This window comes from Bradyrhizobium sp. USDA 241 (assembly GCF_049739505.1).
In the GTDB taxonomy this organism is placed as follows: Bacteria; Pseudomonadota; Alphaproteobacteria; order Rhizobiales; family Xanthobacteraceae; genus Bradyrhizobium; species Bradyrhizobium liaoningense.
Genome location: NZ_JBMGPZ010000005.1, coordinates 297,379 through 311,043, shown reverse-complemented (window position 1 = coordinate 311,043; position 13,665 = coordinate 297,379). Strand labels below are relative to the sequence as shown.

Here is a 13,665-nt window from a genome sequence, read left to right as displayed (position 1 = left end):
GCTGCCACACGGGGACGTGACGTCAGCAATCCTTCCCTTTTCGACCCCCGATGAGGTATATTGCGTCTGCGTTGAAATGACCAACGCGGAACATCGCAGCTACGGCCGGCTTTAACACAGCGGTCGTCTGCCTGGCCCGCCGCTATCGGGGGCCTGAACCTTTTTGGAGGGCGCACTATGGCCCGTACCGCTGCTTTGCCGGTCCTCAATGGAGAATCCGGCCTTTCTCGCTATCTCGCCGAGATCCGCAAGTTTCCGATGCTGGAACCCCAGCAGGAATACATGCTCGCCAAGCGTTGGCGCGAGCATGACGATCGCGACGCGGCGCACCAACTCGTTACCAGCCACCTCCGCCTCGTGGCCAAGATCGCCATGGGCTATCGCGGCTACGGCCTGCCGATCTCCGAGGTCGTCTCGGAAGGCAATGTCGGCCTGATGCAGGCGGTGAAGCGTTTCGAACCCGAGAAGGGGTTCCGTCTCGCCACCTACGCCATGTGGTGGATCAAGGCGTCGATTCAAGAGTACATCCTGCGTTCCTGGTCGCTCGTGAAGATGGGCACCACCGCGAACCAGAAGAAGCTGTTCTTCAACCTGCGCAAGGCGAAGAGCAAGATCAACGCGCTGGACGAAGGCGATCTCCGCCCCGACCAGGTGAAGATGATTGCCAAGCGCCTCGGCGTCACCGATCAGGACGTGATCGACATGAACCGCCGCCTCGGTGGCGACGCGTCGCTCAACGCTCCGATCCGCGACGACGGCGAAGCCGGCGAATGGCAGGACTGGCTGGTCGACAACACGCCCAACCAGGAAGCCCTGATGGCGGAGCACGAGGAGTATGATCACCGCCGTGACGCGCTGAACGGCGCGATGGGCGTGCTCAACCCGCGCGAGCGCCGCATCTTCGAGGCGCGCCGCCTCGCCGATGAGCCGATGACGCTGGAAGACCTTGCTGCCGAGTTCGGCGTGTCGCGCGAGCGCGTCCGCCAGATCGAGGTCCGCGCCTTCGAGAAGGTGCAGTCCGCGGTCAAGGGCACGATCGCAAGGCAGGAACAGGCCGCACTGGAAGCCGCGCATTAAGCGGGCTTTCGCCGCGGAGACAGATTGGCGGATCGAAAGAGACGAAAAGCCGGCGGCAACGCCGGCTTTTTTGTTGCATGCATGAGACCCGCTCGAGCGAGCCCTCAACTCAAGCTTCGGCGTCATGCCCCGGCTTGACCCCGGCGGTGCAGCTGCTCCCGTCATTCCGAGGCGCGCCTTTTGGCGCGAGCCCGGAATGACGCCGTCTCACTCCCCCCACTCCCTCGCCATCGTCGCGAGCGTGCAGCCTTCGCAATAGCGCGCGTCCTTGTAGTCGATCCAGTTGTGCGCGTAGACGCGATCAAGCGGGATGCCGTAGCGCGTGCGCAGCACCTGCACGAGGATCTTCCACGCCGCGACCTGTGCTTCGGTCGGGCCCCTTGTCACGTCGGGATAGTTGCCGGCGAACTCGACGCCGATCGAGTTGTCGCGCACCACCTGGCGATAGGTCGAGCGGTTGTCGATGTATTTGCTGTCGTTGCGGTTGGCACCGTCGCCGTGGGTCGGCACCAGATTCTCGGCGACCGCCCAATAGACCGTGCCGTCGGTCTCGACCCACACCGTGACGCCGCGCCGTGTCGGGTTCTTCGCCTGCGCTTGCGCGCCGCCGCGCGCCGAGCCCGCAGGTCCCTCGGTCTGGTGCACGATGATGTTGCGCCAGGACTTGGCGTTGCGGACGTCGCCCCATGGCGCCAGCCAGACGATCTTCAAGCCGGGAATGTCGGGCATGCCGGAGGTACGCGCGAGCTTTGCGAGCTCGGCGTCCGTGGCGGCGGCAGGAGCGATCAGAAGGAGAGCGGCGAAAACGGCCGCGGGCCGGCGAAACATCATCATGCGAGGTCCAATGCGACCCGAGGCTACAGCATGATCCGGAAAAGTGTGCAGCGGTTTTCCGGAAAGATCATGCTCAAACAAACAACCTGAGGCGCGATGGCGATTCATCCTGATCGCGGCGCGCCTTGGCAGGCTTTACGCGAATTTCCTCAACGCCTCGATCAACTCCGGCGAAAGCGGCGGGGCGGGATCATGGATCGCGAAATCGTTCTTGCCGTTCTTCTTGGCGGCATAGAGGGCATGATCGGCATTGGCCATCAGGCGATCCGGGAATTCCCCGATGTCGCGGTCCCACTGCGCCACCCCGATCGAGATCGCGATCGGAATGTCGCTTCCGGTGCAGGTGGCGGCATCCTGACGGCAGACCTCGATCACGCGGCGGGCGATCGCGGCAGCCTCACGCAGGGACGAGGACGGCAGCACGATGCAGAACTCGTCGCCGCCGGTGCGGGCGAGCATGTCGCCGGGCCGGAGGCGCGTCTGCGCCATCAGGGTGAAGTGCTTCAGGCAGGCATCGCCGGCGGCATGGCCATGGGTGTCGTTGATGGTCTTGAACCCGTCGAGATCGATCAGCAGCAGCGAGAACGGCGCGCCGCTTCGCGCCGAGCGCGCGCACTCCTCGGTCAGGCGCTGCAGCAGATGCCGCCGGTTGGCGACGCCGGTGAGATCGTCGAGCAGCGCGAGGTCGGCAACCTCGTTGCGCAACCGCTCGATCGCCATCAGCAGACAGGCGAAATTCCAACCCATGGCCAGGAACACCAGGAGCAGGATCATCACGGCCTGCAGGCCGTTGAAATTGATCGCGGTGATGGCGCCGCCATAGCCGAGCAGCGCCGCGCCGGAGCGGACGACGTGAATGGACAGGAGCAGCAATCCCACGATCGCAGCAAGGCGAGCGCCGGGATTTTCCCGCCCGTTCTGCTCACCGAGGAGCAGCGGCAGCGTCAGCAGGATCGGCGTCGATTGCGCCAGCGAGTAGATCACGACCCGCATCGGCATGTTGTCGGCGACGACCAGGAAGAAGGCGAGGCCGGCGCTGCAGAGCAGCGAATGGACGATCGCCGCCGGCCAGGACACCGGCCGGTGATAAAACCGGATCACCCCCATGCAGGCGAGCCAAGAGGAGAAGATCATCAGGCCGCCGCCGCCGATCAGCGGAAAGCGCGGATCCATCACGTCACGCAGCATCGATATCGCCGCGCCTGCTGCAGCCAGCACCGCCGCCGCCGTCCAGTACCGCGCCGCCTCGAATTTGGGATAGGCGCGCGCCACATAGGCCCAGACCAGGCCCAGCGCCAGGAAGTTGATGACGATGACGGTCCAGAGTGTCGGCACGCTCAGCATGGCGACTGCAGGACGCGCATGGTCCCGCCCTCTTCGTTTGGCAACTGCCCGTACATACCCGCCCCCGTGTTCTTGCGGGCGATCATGTGCGCGGCGCGCTTAATGGAGTCTCACCGCAATCGTGCAAAGTCGGGCATTGGTTTTGGATTGATGAATCCGCGAAACGGATTGCGGCATCGTTAATCAAACCTTGCTGCGGAGGAGCAGGCGGGGCCGCGGGAGCGCGGCGAGGCGGATTCGCGGCCAAAAATCACCCGAAAATGCATTTGAGCTGTGGATAACGCAATGACGGAGATATGACAGAGCGGGGCAGCCGCCTCCGAATCTGCTGAGTTTGTCATCGAGGATGTTGCGAGGCTGGCCCTCCGCCGAGCATCCCTCGTGTCGCGTTCCACCATTAAACCCTTGAGAGGATACTATGGCTAAGAAAGCGAAGAAGGCGGCGAAGAAGAAGGCGAAAAAGGCCAAGAAGGCGAAGAAGAAGTAACGAGGCTTCTGTTTCTTTGCCCGGGTGGAGTCTCGCTCCGCCCGGGCGTCGGGTCGGATCGGGCGGGTTTGATGGTGGCGGGCGCAAGGCCCGCTTTTTTATTGGGTGAGTGTTCGAGGCGCGTTGCCCGGGACAAGCCCGGGCATGACGACCTTTCGAGACGTGAAGAAGAATCTACCGCTCCGAAAACGCGAGCTTGGCGCCGAGCGCGGCAAATCCTGCGGCGAAGCTCCGCCGCAGCCAGGCCATGACGCGGGGGCGGGAGATGACGCGCTCGCGCACCGAGGCGGCGCACAGACCATAGAGGACGAACACCGCAAACGTCATCGCCATGAAGGCGCCGCTCAATTCCAGCATGCGCGCCAGCACATGAGCCTCGTCCGCTGCGATGAACTGCGGCAGGAAGGCGAGGAAGAAGATCGACAGTTTCGGATTGAGGATGTTGATCAGGAAGCCGGTGACGATGACGCGGCCGCTCGACCGCTCCTTGATCTCGCCGTCAACCGCGAGCGTCCCCGTCTCGCGCAGCGCCTGCCAGGACATGTAGAGCAGATAGGCGACGCCGCACCATTTCAGCACGGCGAAGGCGAGCGCGCTGGTGTGGAGCACGGCGGCAAGGCCGAGCATCGCCGCCACCATGTGCGGCACGATGCCGAGCGTGCAGCCGAAGGCGGCCGCCATGCTGGCCCGCGAGCCGCGGGTCAGCGCCGAGGCGAGCGTGTAGAGCACGCCGGTGCCGGGCGATGCGACGACGATGAGCGAGGTGAGCAGGAAGGACAAGGTCATGGGCGGACCTTATCACCGCGGCTCGCGGCGAGAAAGCGCACCCGCACGGTAGCCGTCAGGACAGCTGGGCGAGCTCGGCCTCGCGCAGCACGTCGAGCGGCGCCCAGGGCTTGGCCCAGAACTTGGCGCCGTCGGGCAGGGGCTGCTTCAAGGGACGGCCCGAGGTGACGACGACGTCGAGGTTCGGATTGCGGTGCTTGGCGACGTGCGCGAGCTCGACGCCGTCCATGCGGCCGGCAAGCTGGACGTCGGTCAGCATCAGACAGAGCGCGCCGGCGCTCTTGTCGAGAACGCGCTCGGCGGCCTCCGCGCTTTCGCACTGGATGACCTGGTAGCCGCTCTCTTCCAGGAGAACGCAAAGCATCTCCCGCTGCATGACGTCGTCTTCAACGATCAGCGCTGTCGCGCGAAACGGCTCTGCTTGTCCCATCGGCGGCTCCCAATGCATACCTCACGCATGTTAAAAACCGAGGCCGGCAACGGTTCGGTTTCATTTCAAAAAAAGAGTAACTCATAGTTCCACGATCGGGGACTTGACGGGGGAATTTCATGACGATGATTCGGGGCGCCGCCGCCATCACGGGAGCGGCGAGCGGCATCGGCAGGGCGCTGGCCATCGAGCTGGCGCAGCGCGGCTGCGATCTCGCGCTGGCCGATCGTGACGAGGCCGCATTGAAGGCGCTCGCCGCGGAGATCGGAACAACGCGCAAGGTCAGCGTGCATCGCGTCGACGTCGGCGTGCCCGCCGACATCGTGCGGTTCGCGAACGAGGCGACCACCGCGCATCCCACCCTCGGCATCGTCGTCAACAATGCCGGCGTGGCGCTCATGGGCTCGTTCGAGGAGATCGACCAGGCGCAGATGGACTGGTTGTTCGACATCAATTTCTGGGGCGTGGTGCACGGCACGCGCGCCTTCCTGCCGCATCTGAAGACGAGGCCAGAGGCGCACATCGTCAACCTCTCCTCGATCTTCGGCATCATCGCGCCACCGGGGCAAGCGGCCTATGCGGCGGCGAAGTTCGCGGTGCGCGGCTTCTCCGAGAGCCTGCGGCATGAGCTTTCGGCGGCAGGAAGCCCGGTGAAGCTGTCGGTGGTCCATCCCGGCGGCGTCGCCACCGCGATCGCGCGCAACGCGCGCACCGGGGTCGGAGTCACCGACAATGCCCGCCGCGCGCAATCGATCGAGCGGTTCGAGAACGCAGCGAAGACCACGCCGAAGGATGCCGCGCTGCGCATCATCAGGGGCATCGAGAAGAACGAGCCGCGCATCCTGATCGGCAACGACGCGCGCTTCATGGACCTGTTGCAGCGCTTCCGCCCGGGAACGTACTGGGCGCCGCTGCAGCGGCGACTGGAGAAGATGGCGAAGGGGACGTGAGGCGCGTAGCGCTTCACCCTCCCCTGGAGGGGGAGGGTCGGCTCACATTGAGCGCAGCGAAATGTGAGACGGGGTGGGGTGACAGTCTCTCCACATCCGACACTGCCCAAGTCGAGAGATCACCCCAACCCCGCTCGCGCTTCGCGCGATCGACCCTCCCCCTCCAGGGGAGGGTGAAGTCACTGCCCCGCCAGCCGATCGGCGAAATACCCGATCGTCTTGCGATAGACCACCGCCCTGTTCCACTCCCTCATAGAGCTGGCCCCGCAAATTCGGACAGTAGCTTGAGTGGATTTTCTGCCTGACAGCGGCGAGGATTCTTGCTGCGAATCAGGAGCGAAGATGACGAAGAAGAGCCGCCGGACGCATTCTCCGGCATTCAAGGCGAAGGTTGCTTTGGCTGCGGTCAAAGGCGACAAGACACTGGCGGAGCTGGCGCAACTGTTTGATGTTCATCCGAACCAGATCACGATCTGGAAAAACCAGCTCCTGGAAGGCGCCGCCGGCGTGTTTGGGCATGACAAGACATCGGCCGAGACGCCGGTCGATTTGAAGGCGTTACATGCCAAGATCGGCGAGCTGGCGTTGGAAAACGATTTTTTGTCCGGCGCGCTCACCAAGGCGGGCCTGCTGAGCGCAAAGCGATGATCGACCGCGATCATGATCTTTCTATCGTGCGCCAGGCGAAGGTCCTGAAGCTGGCTCGCAGCACGGTCTACTATGAACCTCGGCCAGTTTCGGCCGAGGACCTTGCCTTGATGCGTCGGCTCGATGAGCTGCATCTCGATTATCCCTTCGCGGGAGCGCGTATGCTGCGATCGTTGCTGCGGCGGGAGGGCGTATACGCCGGTCGCCGCCACATCGCGACGCTGATGAAGCGCATGGGGATCGAGGCGGTCTATCGTCGCCCGAACACGAGCAAGCCGGCTCCGGGGCACAAGATCTACCCGTACCTGTTGCGCGGATTGAAGATCGAGCGGCCCGACCATGCGTGGGCAATGGACATCACCTACATTCCGATGCGGCGTGGCTTCGTCTATCTCGCGGCGGTCGTCGATGTGTTCAGCCGACGGGTCCTGGCCCATCGCGTCTCGATCACAATGGAGGCGGCCTTCTGCGTCGAAGCGGTCCAGGAGGCGTTGGCGAAGCACGGCAGGCCCGAGATTTTCAACACGGATCAGGGCAGCCAGTTCACCAGCCTCGAGTTCACCGATGTGCTGCTGGACGCGAAGATCGCCATCAGCATGGACGGCAAGGGCGCCTGGCGCGACAACGTGTTTGTCGAGCGGCTCTGGCGCACGGTCAAATACGAAGAAGTATATCTCCGCGCCTACGACAGCGTGTCCGAGGCGCGAGCGTCAATTGCCAAGTATCTGGCCTTCTACAATCAGGGACGCCCTCACTCGAGCCTTGACGGGCGCACGCCCGACGAGGCTTACTTCGGCACGCAAGCTATGGTGATGGCCGCATGACCGTCGCCGACGGTTTTGTCGTCGCTCTGGTCGGGCTACGCCCTCCCGACGCAACGACAAAACCGTAAAGCCCCGCGTTCAGCATAACCCGGCAGGAATCCACTTAAATCCAGCGGGGCGCTGTCCAAACAACCGGGGCCAGCTCTGATGGTATCGCCAAAGACCACTGCTCGTCATTCCGGGGCGCGCGTAGCGCGAGCTATGATGCGCAATTGCGCATCTGAGAATCCATCAGGCGGCAGAGACGGTGGATAAATAGATTCTCAGGTGCGCAATTGCGCACTGTAGCTCGCGACTTCGTCGCGCCCCGGAATGACGAGCGGAGAGAGTTGGCGCTACAATGCCGATGCCTGAGCAACCGTCAGTCACTGCATTGAGCCAGCATGAAGCGATCATCCATGCCCGACCACCAGCCTCAATCGACCCGCGCCCTCCTCCGCATCCCGCTGTTCCGCCTGCTCGCCATCAACCTCGCGATCGGCGCCTGCGCCGCCGCGCTGCTGGTCGGCGGCCTGCTCTGGCTCAACCCCAGACATCTGCGCGAGCTGATTTTCGCCGACCGCGCGCCCGGCGTGGCTCTTCTCCTGCTGCTCGCCTCCTTCCTCATCACCTTCGGCTCGGCCGCGATGGGCAGTGCGATCATGGCGCAGGGGCACAAGGAGGACACCAACAAGGGTGGCGGCCACGGCTCGCGACTCGCCATGCAGGAATTGACGCAGCGCACACACACGCATTGAGATATGCGCCGGGAAGGATGGCACCGACTTTGCTTTTGTGATCACAGAGCACGCAGGCGGGAATACGTGCAGGCAAACGCACTTTCCTACAGTGCGCGTCGCTCTCGCAGCGTCGCAAGAGCAAGCGAGATGAACAAAGTGATTTGGCAGTCCGAAGCACTGTCTCGATGTATGGCCACGTCGCACATCGGAACCAACGCATATCTGATGCGCTCGCTGCGACATCGACACCACCACGATTTGCCTTGCCATCGCAGCGCGCCTTCTATAGTCTTCTATTTTAAGTTGTCGCCCTGCCAGCCCCGGGCGACGGTGAAGACCAAGATAAACGGCGGGCTTCGGGCCCGCCGTTTATTTGGAGGCGAAAGTCTCCTCGAAGGGTCGCAGAAGATCTCTGGCTCCTCCCCGCATCAGATACCTTCACAGCCACGTTGAGCCTGCCGCGTTCGGTTACAGCGGTGGCGAAGTTGTTTGACTGTGGCGCGATGATCGACGACAAGCCGCCATGGCCAAGAAACCCGGAACCAATCCCAAAGGCGAATTCGCCTTCTTCAACGTCGTCTATGAAGACGATTCCCAACGCTCCAATCGTCGCGTGCCCGCCGAACTGCTTGGCGGCCTCGACGGCGACGAACCCGCGCGCGGCTTCATCATGGAGCAGGACCGCGAGATCGCCGAAAAGAGCGGCCGCCCGCCGCTGGAGATCAAACGGCTCGAGCGGGTCGGGGTAAAGAAGAAGTAGCGCGGTGGACGCGTGATACTCGAAGCTCCAACATAAACAAAAACGGCGGGCTTTCGGCCCGCCGTCTTCGTTTGGATGGATGCCCGGGTCAGGCCCAGGCATGACGATCCGAATCAATTATCCAAGAAGCTCCGCAGCTTCCGGCTCCTCGACGGATGCTTCAGCTTGCGCAGCGCCTTCGCTTCGATCTGGCGGATGCGCTCGCGCGTCACGCTGAACTGCTGGCCGACCTCTTCCAGCGTGTGGTCGGTGTTCATGCCGATGCCGAAGCGCATGCGCAGGACGCGTTCTTCGCGTGGGGTGAGCGAGGCGAGGACGCGCGTCGTGGTCTCGCGCAGGTTGGACTGGATCGCGGCGTCGATCGGCAGGATCGCGTTCTTGTCCTCGATGAAATCGCCGAGATGCGAATCCTCCTCGTCACCGACCGGCGTCTCCAGCGAGAGCGGCTCCTTGGCGATCTTGAGGACCTTGCGAACCTTCTCCAGGGGCATGCCGAGCTTTTCGGCGAGCTCTTCGGGCGTCGGCTCGCGGCCGATCTCGTTGAGCATCTGGCGGGACGTGCGCACGATCTTGTTGATCGTCTCGATCATGTGCACGGGGATGCGGATGGTGCGGGCCTGGTCGGCAATCGAGCGCGTGATCGCCTGCCGGATCCACCACGTGGCGTAGGTGGAGAACTTGTAGCCGCGACGATACTCGAACTTGTCGACCGCCTTCATCAGGCCGATGTTGCCTTCCTGGATCAGGTCGAGGAACTGCAGGCCGCGATTGGTGTACTTCTTGGCGATCGAGATCACGAGACGGAGGTTGGCTTCCACCATCTCCTTCTTGGCCTGACGGGCCTCGCGCTCGCCCTTCTGCACGGAGTGCACGATCTTGCGGAACTCGACGATCTCGAGGCCGGTGAGGGCCGCGAGCTGATGCACCTCGTGGCGAAGGTCCTTGATGCGGTCCTTCTCGTGATGGACGAAATTCTTCCAGCCTTTTGCGGAAAGTTTCGAGACGCGGTTGAGCCAACGCGGATCGAGCTCCGATCCGGTGTAGTTGCGCAAAAAGTCCTCGCGCGCGACGCCGTGGCTGTCGGCAAGGCGCATCAGGCGGCCCTCATGCGAGACGAGGCGCTTGTTGATGTCGTAGAGCTGCTCGACGAGCGAGTCGATGCGGGCCTGGTTGAGGCGCAGCGACTTCACCTCGACGATGATCTCGTCCTTCAGCTTCTTGTACTTGCGCTCCTGGTGCGGCGAGAGCGACTCGTTCTGGAGCTGGTTCTGGATGTCCTGCTCCTGAAGCTTGCGCAGCTTCTTGTAGCTGTCGGCGATCTTGTCGAAGATCTCGACCACCTTCGGCTTGAGCTCGGCCTCGATCGCCGCGAGCGACATCTGGTTCTCGAACTCGTCGTCGTCCATGTCGGCTTCGGCGGCGGCCTCGCCCGGATCCTTCTCCTCGCCGGCCTCGGCGCCAGCGGCGGCAGGCGCGGCACGGAACGGGGTCGGCGCCGGCGGCGCCGCAGGCGGCGCCACATGCGCGGGCGCAGCGGTGGAGACGGCGGCGGCCTCGCCGCCCTCGGCCGAAGCTTCACCGGCCTCGCCGCTCGGGCCTGCGATCATCGCGGTGTTCATGCCGCCCTTGGCGTCCGGGCCGGCATAGGTCGCTTCGAGATCGATGATGTCGCGGAGGAAGATCTTGCCCTCGTTGAGCTCGTCGCGCCAGATGATGATGGCCTGGAAGGTCAGCGGGCTTTCGCACAGCCCTGCGATCATCGCCTCGCGGCCGGCCTCGATGCGCTTGGCGATCGCGATTTCGCCTTCGCGGGAGAGCAGCTCGACCGTGCCCATCTCGCGCAGATACATGCGCACGGGATCGTCGGTGCGCTCGCCCGGCTCGCTCTTCTTGACCTCGGTGACGGCCTTCTGGGTGACCTCGACGAGTTCGTTATCGGTCTCGTCGTCGGCCTCGTCCTTCTCCTCCTCGCCTTCGGTGTCGTCGGCTTCGGTGACGTTGATGCCCATGTCCGAGAGCATCGACATGATGTCCTCGATCTGTTCGGGCGAGGTCTGGTCGGACGGCAAGACTTCGTTGAGCTGATCGAAGGTCACGAAGCCGCGCTTCTTGGCCTGCTTGATCATCTTCTTCACGGCGGCGTCGGACAGGTCGAGCAAGGGCGAGGGCGCGTCCTGGGAGTCCTTCTCCGGCGCGTCCGCTGCCTTGTCGTCCTTTTCCTTGTCCTTCGCCTGCAGCGTCTTTGCCTTGGTGGCCATCCATTGCTCCTAAACGCGCTTCATGCGAGACGCCCGCCGCGCCTGCCTGAATTCACTTGAACCTGTTGCTCGACGCTCTCGCTTCGGCAGCTCTCGACACGGAAAGGGCGGCGCACAAACCTCTCGCCACCCCCAACTTTCTCTCGCCGGAATTGCCTATTGCCTAACGCTTCGTCAGCCTCTTTGTCGCGGCGGATGCAGGTGTAGTGCCAACAGCGATTGCGCGGATTCATTCCTGACGCGTCTGTTCTGCCTGCGGCCGCCTCTGGGCCAAAGTGCTACAAGACCGTTAAGCCTCGATTAACCCTGTTTCTGCCGCCAAACCTTGGATTTGGCGAGTCTTTTAGCGGTTCCGGCCCCGTCCGTCCGCATGATTCTTTCATCACACGCTCTTCTGAAGCCGGCCCGACAATTCGCCAAAACCCTCGATCAGGGCCTCGGTGCCGTCGACCTCGGCCATCCGGGCCTTGACGTCACGCAGCCATGCCAAATTGGCCTCGCTGGGGTCCTCCCCCAAGGCCAGCTCGGCGTCCTTCAGCTCCCTAAGTAGTGAATGCCATTGCCGATGCAAGACAACGAGCTGGTGCCAGGTCGCAAGAACGTCATCCCGCGCCGCGCCTTCGCGCGCGCCCCACACCGCCTGGGTCGTGATGCCGTTCTCAACCCTTTGAAGGGTTTGGGAAAATCCGCCACGTTCGAGATCGCTACGCATCTTTTCGGCCAGCTCGCCGGGTTCCGGCAAGTGGTGGTGATCGTTGGCGAAGGCGGCGATGATGCCGGCCCGGAGCTTATGGACCTCGGGATGGGCCAGTTCCAGGGCCGCGACCTCCTCGAGGTGCTCATGCAGCAGCCAGGGGTGGTTGATCAGGCATTGCAGGATCAGGGCTTCCCGGCGGGACACGGCGCTGCGTTGGCCCTTCATGATCGGGCTTGCCGCCAGCTGAGGGCTCGCCGCCTGGTAGGGGCCGGACGGGAGCGGGGCCGGGCCGGGGGCGCCGCGGCGGCCGCCGCCAAATCCCTGGCCACCAAACCCTTGGCCGCCGAATCGATTCGCGCTTCCCCCTGCCCGCGGTTGGAACGGCCGGCCGCCGCCGGAGCGGAAATTGCCCCGGCCGCCAAAGCCGCGCCCACCTTCGGGCGCGAAGGCGCGCTGCAGCCGCTCGACGAACTCGTCGCGATAATAGCGCCGCACCACCTCGTCACGGATGCCGTTCGTGAGTTCCTTGATGCGCGCTTCCAGCGCGGCGCGGCGTTCGGGCGTGGCGAAATTGCCGCCTTCGAGCTCGCGCGACCAGATCATGTCGGCAAGCGGCCGCGCCGCCCCGATCACCTCCTCGATCGCGCCGCGCCCGCCGGAGCGCACGAGATCGTCGGGGTCCTGCCCCTCAGGCAGCAGCGCAAAGCGAAGGCTCTTGCCGGGGCTGAGGAACGGCAGCGCGAGATCGGCGGCACGGTAGGCCGCCTTCTGTCCGGCGCGGTCGCCGTCGAAGCAGAGGATCGGCTCGTCCGCCATCTTCCAGAGCAGTGCGAGCTGGCTCTCGGTGAGCGCGGTGCCGAGCGGCGCGACCGCTCCGGCAAAGCCGGCAGTGACCATGGCGATGACGTCGACATAGCCTTCGACCACGATCAGAGCGCTGCCGTCATGCGCGGCTTTGCGCGCGGTCTGGTGGTTGTAGAGATTGTCGCCCTTGTGGAAGAGCGGCGTCTCCGGCGAATTCAGGTATTTTGCCGGAACGTCCTTCTCCAGCGCGCGTCCGCCGAAGGCGATGACGCGGCCGCGCAGATCCGTGATCGGAAACATCACGCGATCGCGGAAGCGGTCATACGGCACGGGGATGTCGTCACCGCCGATCAATAGGCCGGTCTCCACCATGTCGTCGACGGAGACGCCGAGCTTGCCGAGATGCTCCTTCAGCGCGAAGCGATCGGGCGGGGCATAGCCGAGGCGGAACTGCAATTGCGTCGCCGGCGAGATGGCGCGATCGGCAAGGTAGCCGCGCGCCTTGGCGCCGAGCCGCGAGGCCAGCGTCTCCGCGAAAAACTTCGCCGCGAGATCCATGACGTCATGCAGCGACTTGCGCCGCTGCTCGTGCCGCGCCGCATCAGGAGTCACCGCCGGCAGCGGCAGGCCCGCCATGCTGGCGAGCCGCTCGACGGCCTCCGCGAACGGCAGGCCGTCGGTCTCCATCACGAAGGTGATGATGTCGCCGTGCTTGCCCGAGGAGAAGTCGTGATAAAAGCCCTTCTGGTCGTTGACGTAGAAGGACGGCGTCTTCTCCTGCTGGAACGGCGACAGCCCCTTCCACTCCCGCCCCGCCTTCTTCAGCTTGACGCGCTTGCCCACGACTTCGGAGACCGAAAGCCGGGCACGAAGCTCGTCGAGGAACTGGGGCGTGAAGCGCATGGGCTGTGTGTAGCGCGAAACCGGGTGAGTCGGGCGAAGGATCAGGGATATAGGTACGGCCTGCTCGAAAGTCAGGTTTGTCCGGCTTATCCGGGTTATTCGACCTATGCACAGGGGCCCTGGTCCGTCATTCGGGCCCGCTCC

At 64.1% G+C, this 13,665-nt stretch carries 11 protein-coding genes; 5 read left to right on the top strand and 6 right to left on the bottom strand.

Annotation, left to right across the window (positions count from 1 at the left end; genetic code table 11):
• The first annotated feature begins 177 nt into the window (after positions 1 to 177).
• Complete coding sequence (gene rpoH / locus ABIF91_RS23195; protein WP_028178479.1) at positions 178 to 1,077, top strand: RNA polymerase sigma factor RpoH; 900 nt, start codon at positions 178 to 180, stop codon at positions 1,075 to 1,077.
• A gap of 207 nt (positions 1,078 to 1,284) precedes the next feature.
• On the opposite strand, the gene ABIF91_RS23190 is transcribed toward rpoH, so the two are convergent.
• The 4 genes from ABIF91_RS23190 to ABIF91_RS23175 form a co-directional block, all read right to left on the bottom strand.
• The gene (locus ABIF91_RS23190; RefSeq protein WP_028178480.1) at positions 1,285 to 1,911 is read right to left on the bottom strand and encodes a peptidoglycan recognition protein family protein; all 627 of its coding nucleotides are present in this window, start codon (positions 1,909 to 1,911) and stop codon (positions 1,285 to 1,287) included.
• Between the two features lie 135 nt (positions 1,912 to 2,046).
• Complete coding sequence (locus tag ABIF91_RS23185) at positions 2,047 to 3,255, bottom strand: GGDEF domain-containing protein (protein WP_028178481.1); 1,209 nt, start codon at positions 3,253 to 3,255, stop codon at positions 2,047 to 2,049.
• 661 nt (positions 3,256 to 3,916) lie between these two features.
• Positions 3,917 to 4,528, bottom strand: a complete 612-nt coding sequence (locus ABIF91_RS23180; protein WP_028178482.1) for a LysE family translocator — start codon at positions 4,526 to 4,528, stop codon at positions 3,917 to 3,919.
• A 55-nt stretch (positions 4,529 to 4,583) separates the two neighbouring features.
• Positions 4,584 to 4,958 (bottom strand): response regulator, encoded by a 375-nt coding sequence (locus ABIF91_RS23175; RefSeq protein ID WP_028178483.1) that lies wholly within the window; start codon positions 4,956 to 4,958, stop codon positions 4,584 to 4,586.
• 119 nt (positions 4,959 to 5,077) lie between these two features.
• On the opposite strand from ABIF91_RS23175, the gene ABIF91_RS23170 reads away from it, so the two are divergent.
• The 4 genes from ABIF91_RS23170 to ABIF91_RS23155 all read left to right on the top strand — a co-directional run bounded on the left by ABIF91_RS23170 (position 5,078) and on the right by ABIF91_RS23155 (position 8,859).
• A complete protein-coding gene (locus tag ABIF91_RS23170) occupies positions 5,078 to 5,908 on the top strand; it encodes an SDR family NAD(P)-dependent oxidoreductase (RefSeq protein WP_028178484.1) in 831 nt (276 codons plus the stop codon).
• Between the two features lie 342 nt (positions 5,909 to 6,250).
• A protein-coding gene (locus tag ABIF91_RS23165) for an IS3-like element ISRj2 family transposase (protein WP_129557670.1) occupies positions 6,251 to 7,380 on the top strand; the annotation gives its coding sequence in 2 pieces (ribosomal slippage) (positions 6,251 to 6,503 and positions 6,503 to 7,380; 1,131 coding nt in all).
• A 398-nt stretch (positions 7,381 to 7,778) separates the two neighbouring features.
• Positions 7,779 to 8,117, top strand: a complete 339-nt coding sequence (locus ABIF91_RS23160) for a hypothetical protein (protein WP_028178713.1) — start codon at positions 7,779 to 7,781, stop codon at positions 8,115 to 8,117.
• A 505-nt stretch (positions 8,118 to 8,622) separates the two neighbouring features.
• The gene (locus ABIF91_RS23155) at positions 8,623 to 8,859 is read left to right on the top strand and encodes a hypothetical protein (protein ID WP_028178714.1); all 237 of its coding nucleotides are present in this window, start codon (positions 8,623 to 8,625) and stop codon (positions 8,857 to 8,859) included.
• A gap of 113 nt (positions 8,860 to 8,972) precedes the next feature.
• On the opposite strand, the gene rpoD is transcribed toward ABIF91_RS23155, so the two are convergent.
• Both rpoD and dnaG read right to left on the bottom strand, forming a co-directional pair.
• Entirely contained in the window at positions 8,973 to 11,117 is a 2,145-nt protein-coding gene (rpoD, locus tag ABIF91_RS23150) for an RNA polymerase sigma factor RpoD (RefSeq protein WP_028178715.1), read from the bottom strand.
• A 382-nt stretch (positions 11,118 to 11,499) separates the two neighbouring features.
• Positions 11,500 to 13,521 (bottom strand): DNA primase, encoded by a 2,022-nt coding sequence (dnaG, locus tag ABIF91_RS23145; protein ID WP_424579417.1) that lies wholly within the window; start codon positions 13,519 to 13,521, stop codon positions 11,500 to 11,502.
• Positions 13,522 to 13,665: the final 144 nt, after the last annotated feature.

What these genes read in the sequence shown, in the direction of transcription:
- rpoH (WP_028178479.1), top strand. Translation starts at nt 178, where the DNA reads ATGGCCCGTACCGCTGCTTTGCCGGTCCTCAATGGAGAATCCGGCCTT.
- ABIF91_RS23190 (WP_028178480.1), bottom strand. Translation starts at nt 1,911, where the DNA reads ATGATGATGTTTCGCCGGCCCGCGGCCGTTTTCGCCGCTCTCCTTCTG.
- ABIF91_RS23185 (WP_028178481.1), bottom strand. Translation starts at nt 3,255, where the DNA reads ATGCTGAGCGTGCCGACACTCTGGACCGTCATCGTCATCAACTTCCTG.
- ABIF91_RS23180 (WP_028178482.1), bottom strand. Translation starts at nt 4,528, where the DNA reads ATGACCTTGTCCTTCCTGCTCACCTCGCTCATCGTCGTCGCATCGCCC.
- ABIF91_RS23175 (WP_028178483.1), bottom strand. Translation starts at nt 4,958, where the DNA reads ATGGGACAAGCAGAGCCGTTTCGCGCGACAGCGCTGATCGTTGAAGAC.
- ABIF91_RS23170 (WP_028178484.1), top strand. Translation starts at nt 5,078, where the DNA reads ATGACGATGATTCGGGGCGCCGCCGCCATCACGGGAGCGGCGAGCGGC.
- ABIF91_RS23160 (WP_028178713.1), top strand. Translation starts at nt 7,779, where the DNA reads ATGCCCGACCACCAGCCTCAATCGACCCGCGCCCTCCTCCGCATCCCG.
- ABIF91_RS23155 (WP_028178714.1), top strand. Translation starts at nt 8,623, where the DNA reads ATGGCCAAGAAACCCGGAACCAATCCCAAAGGCGAATTCGCCTTCTTC.
- rpoD (WP_028178715.1), bottom strand. Translation starts at nt 11,117, where the DNA reads ATGGCCACCAAGGCAAAGACGCTGCAGGCGAAGGACAAGGAAAAGGAC.
- dnaG (WP_424579417.1), bottom strand. Translation starts at nt 13,521, where the DNA reads ATGCGCTTCACGCCCCAGTTCCTCGACGAGCTTCGTGCCCGGCTTTCG.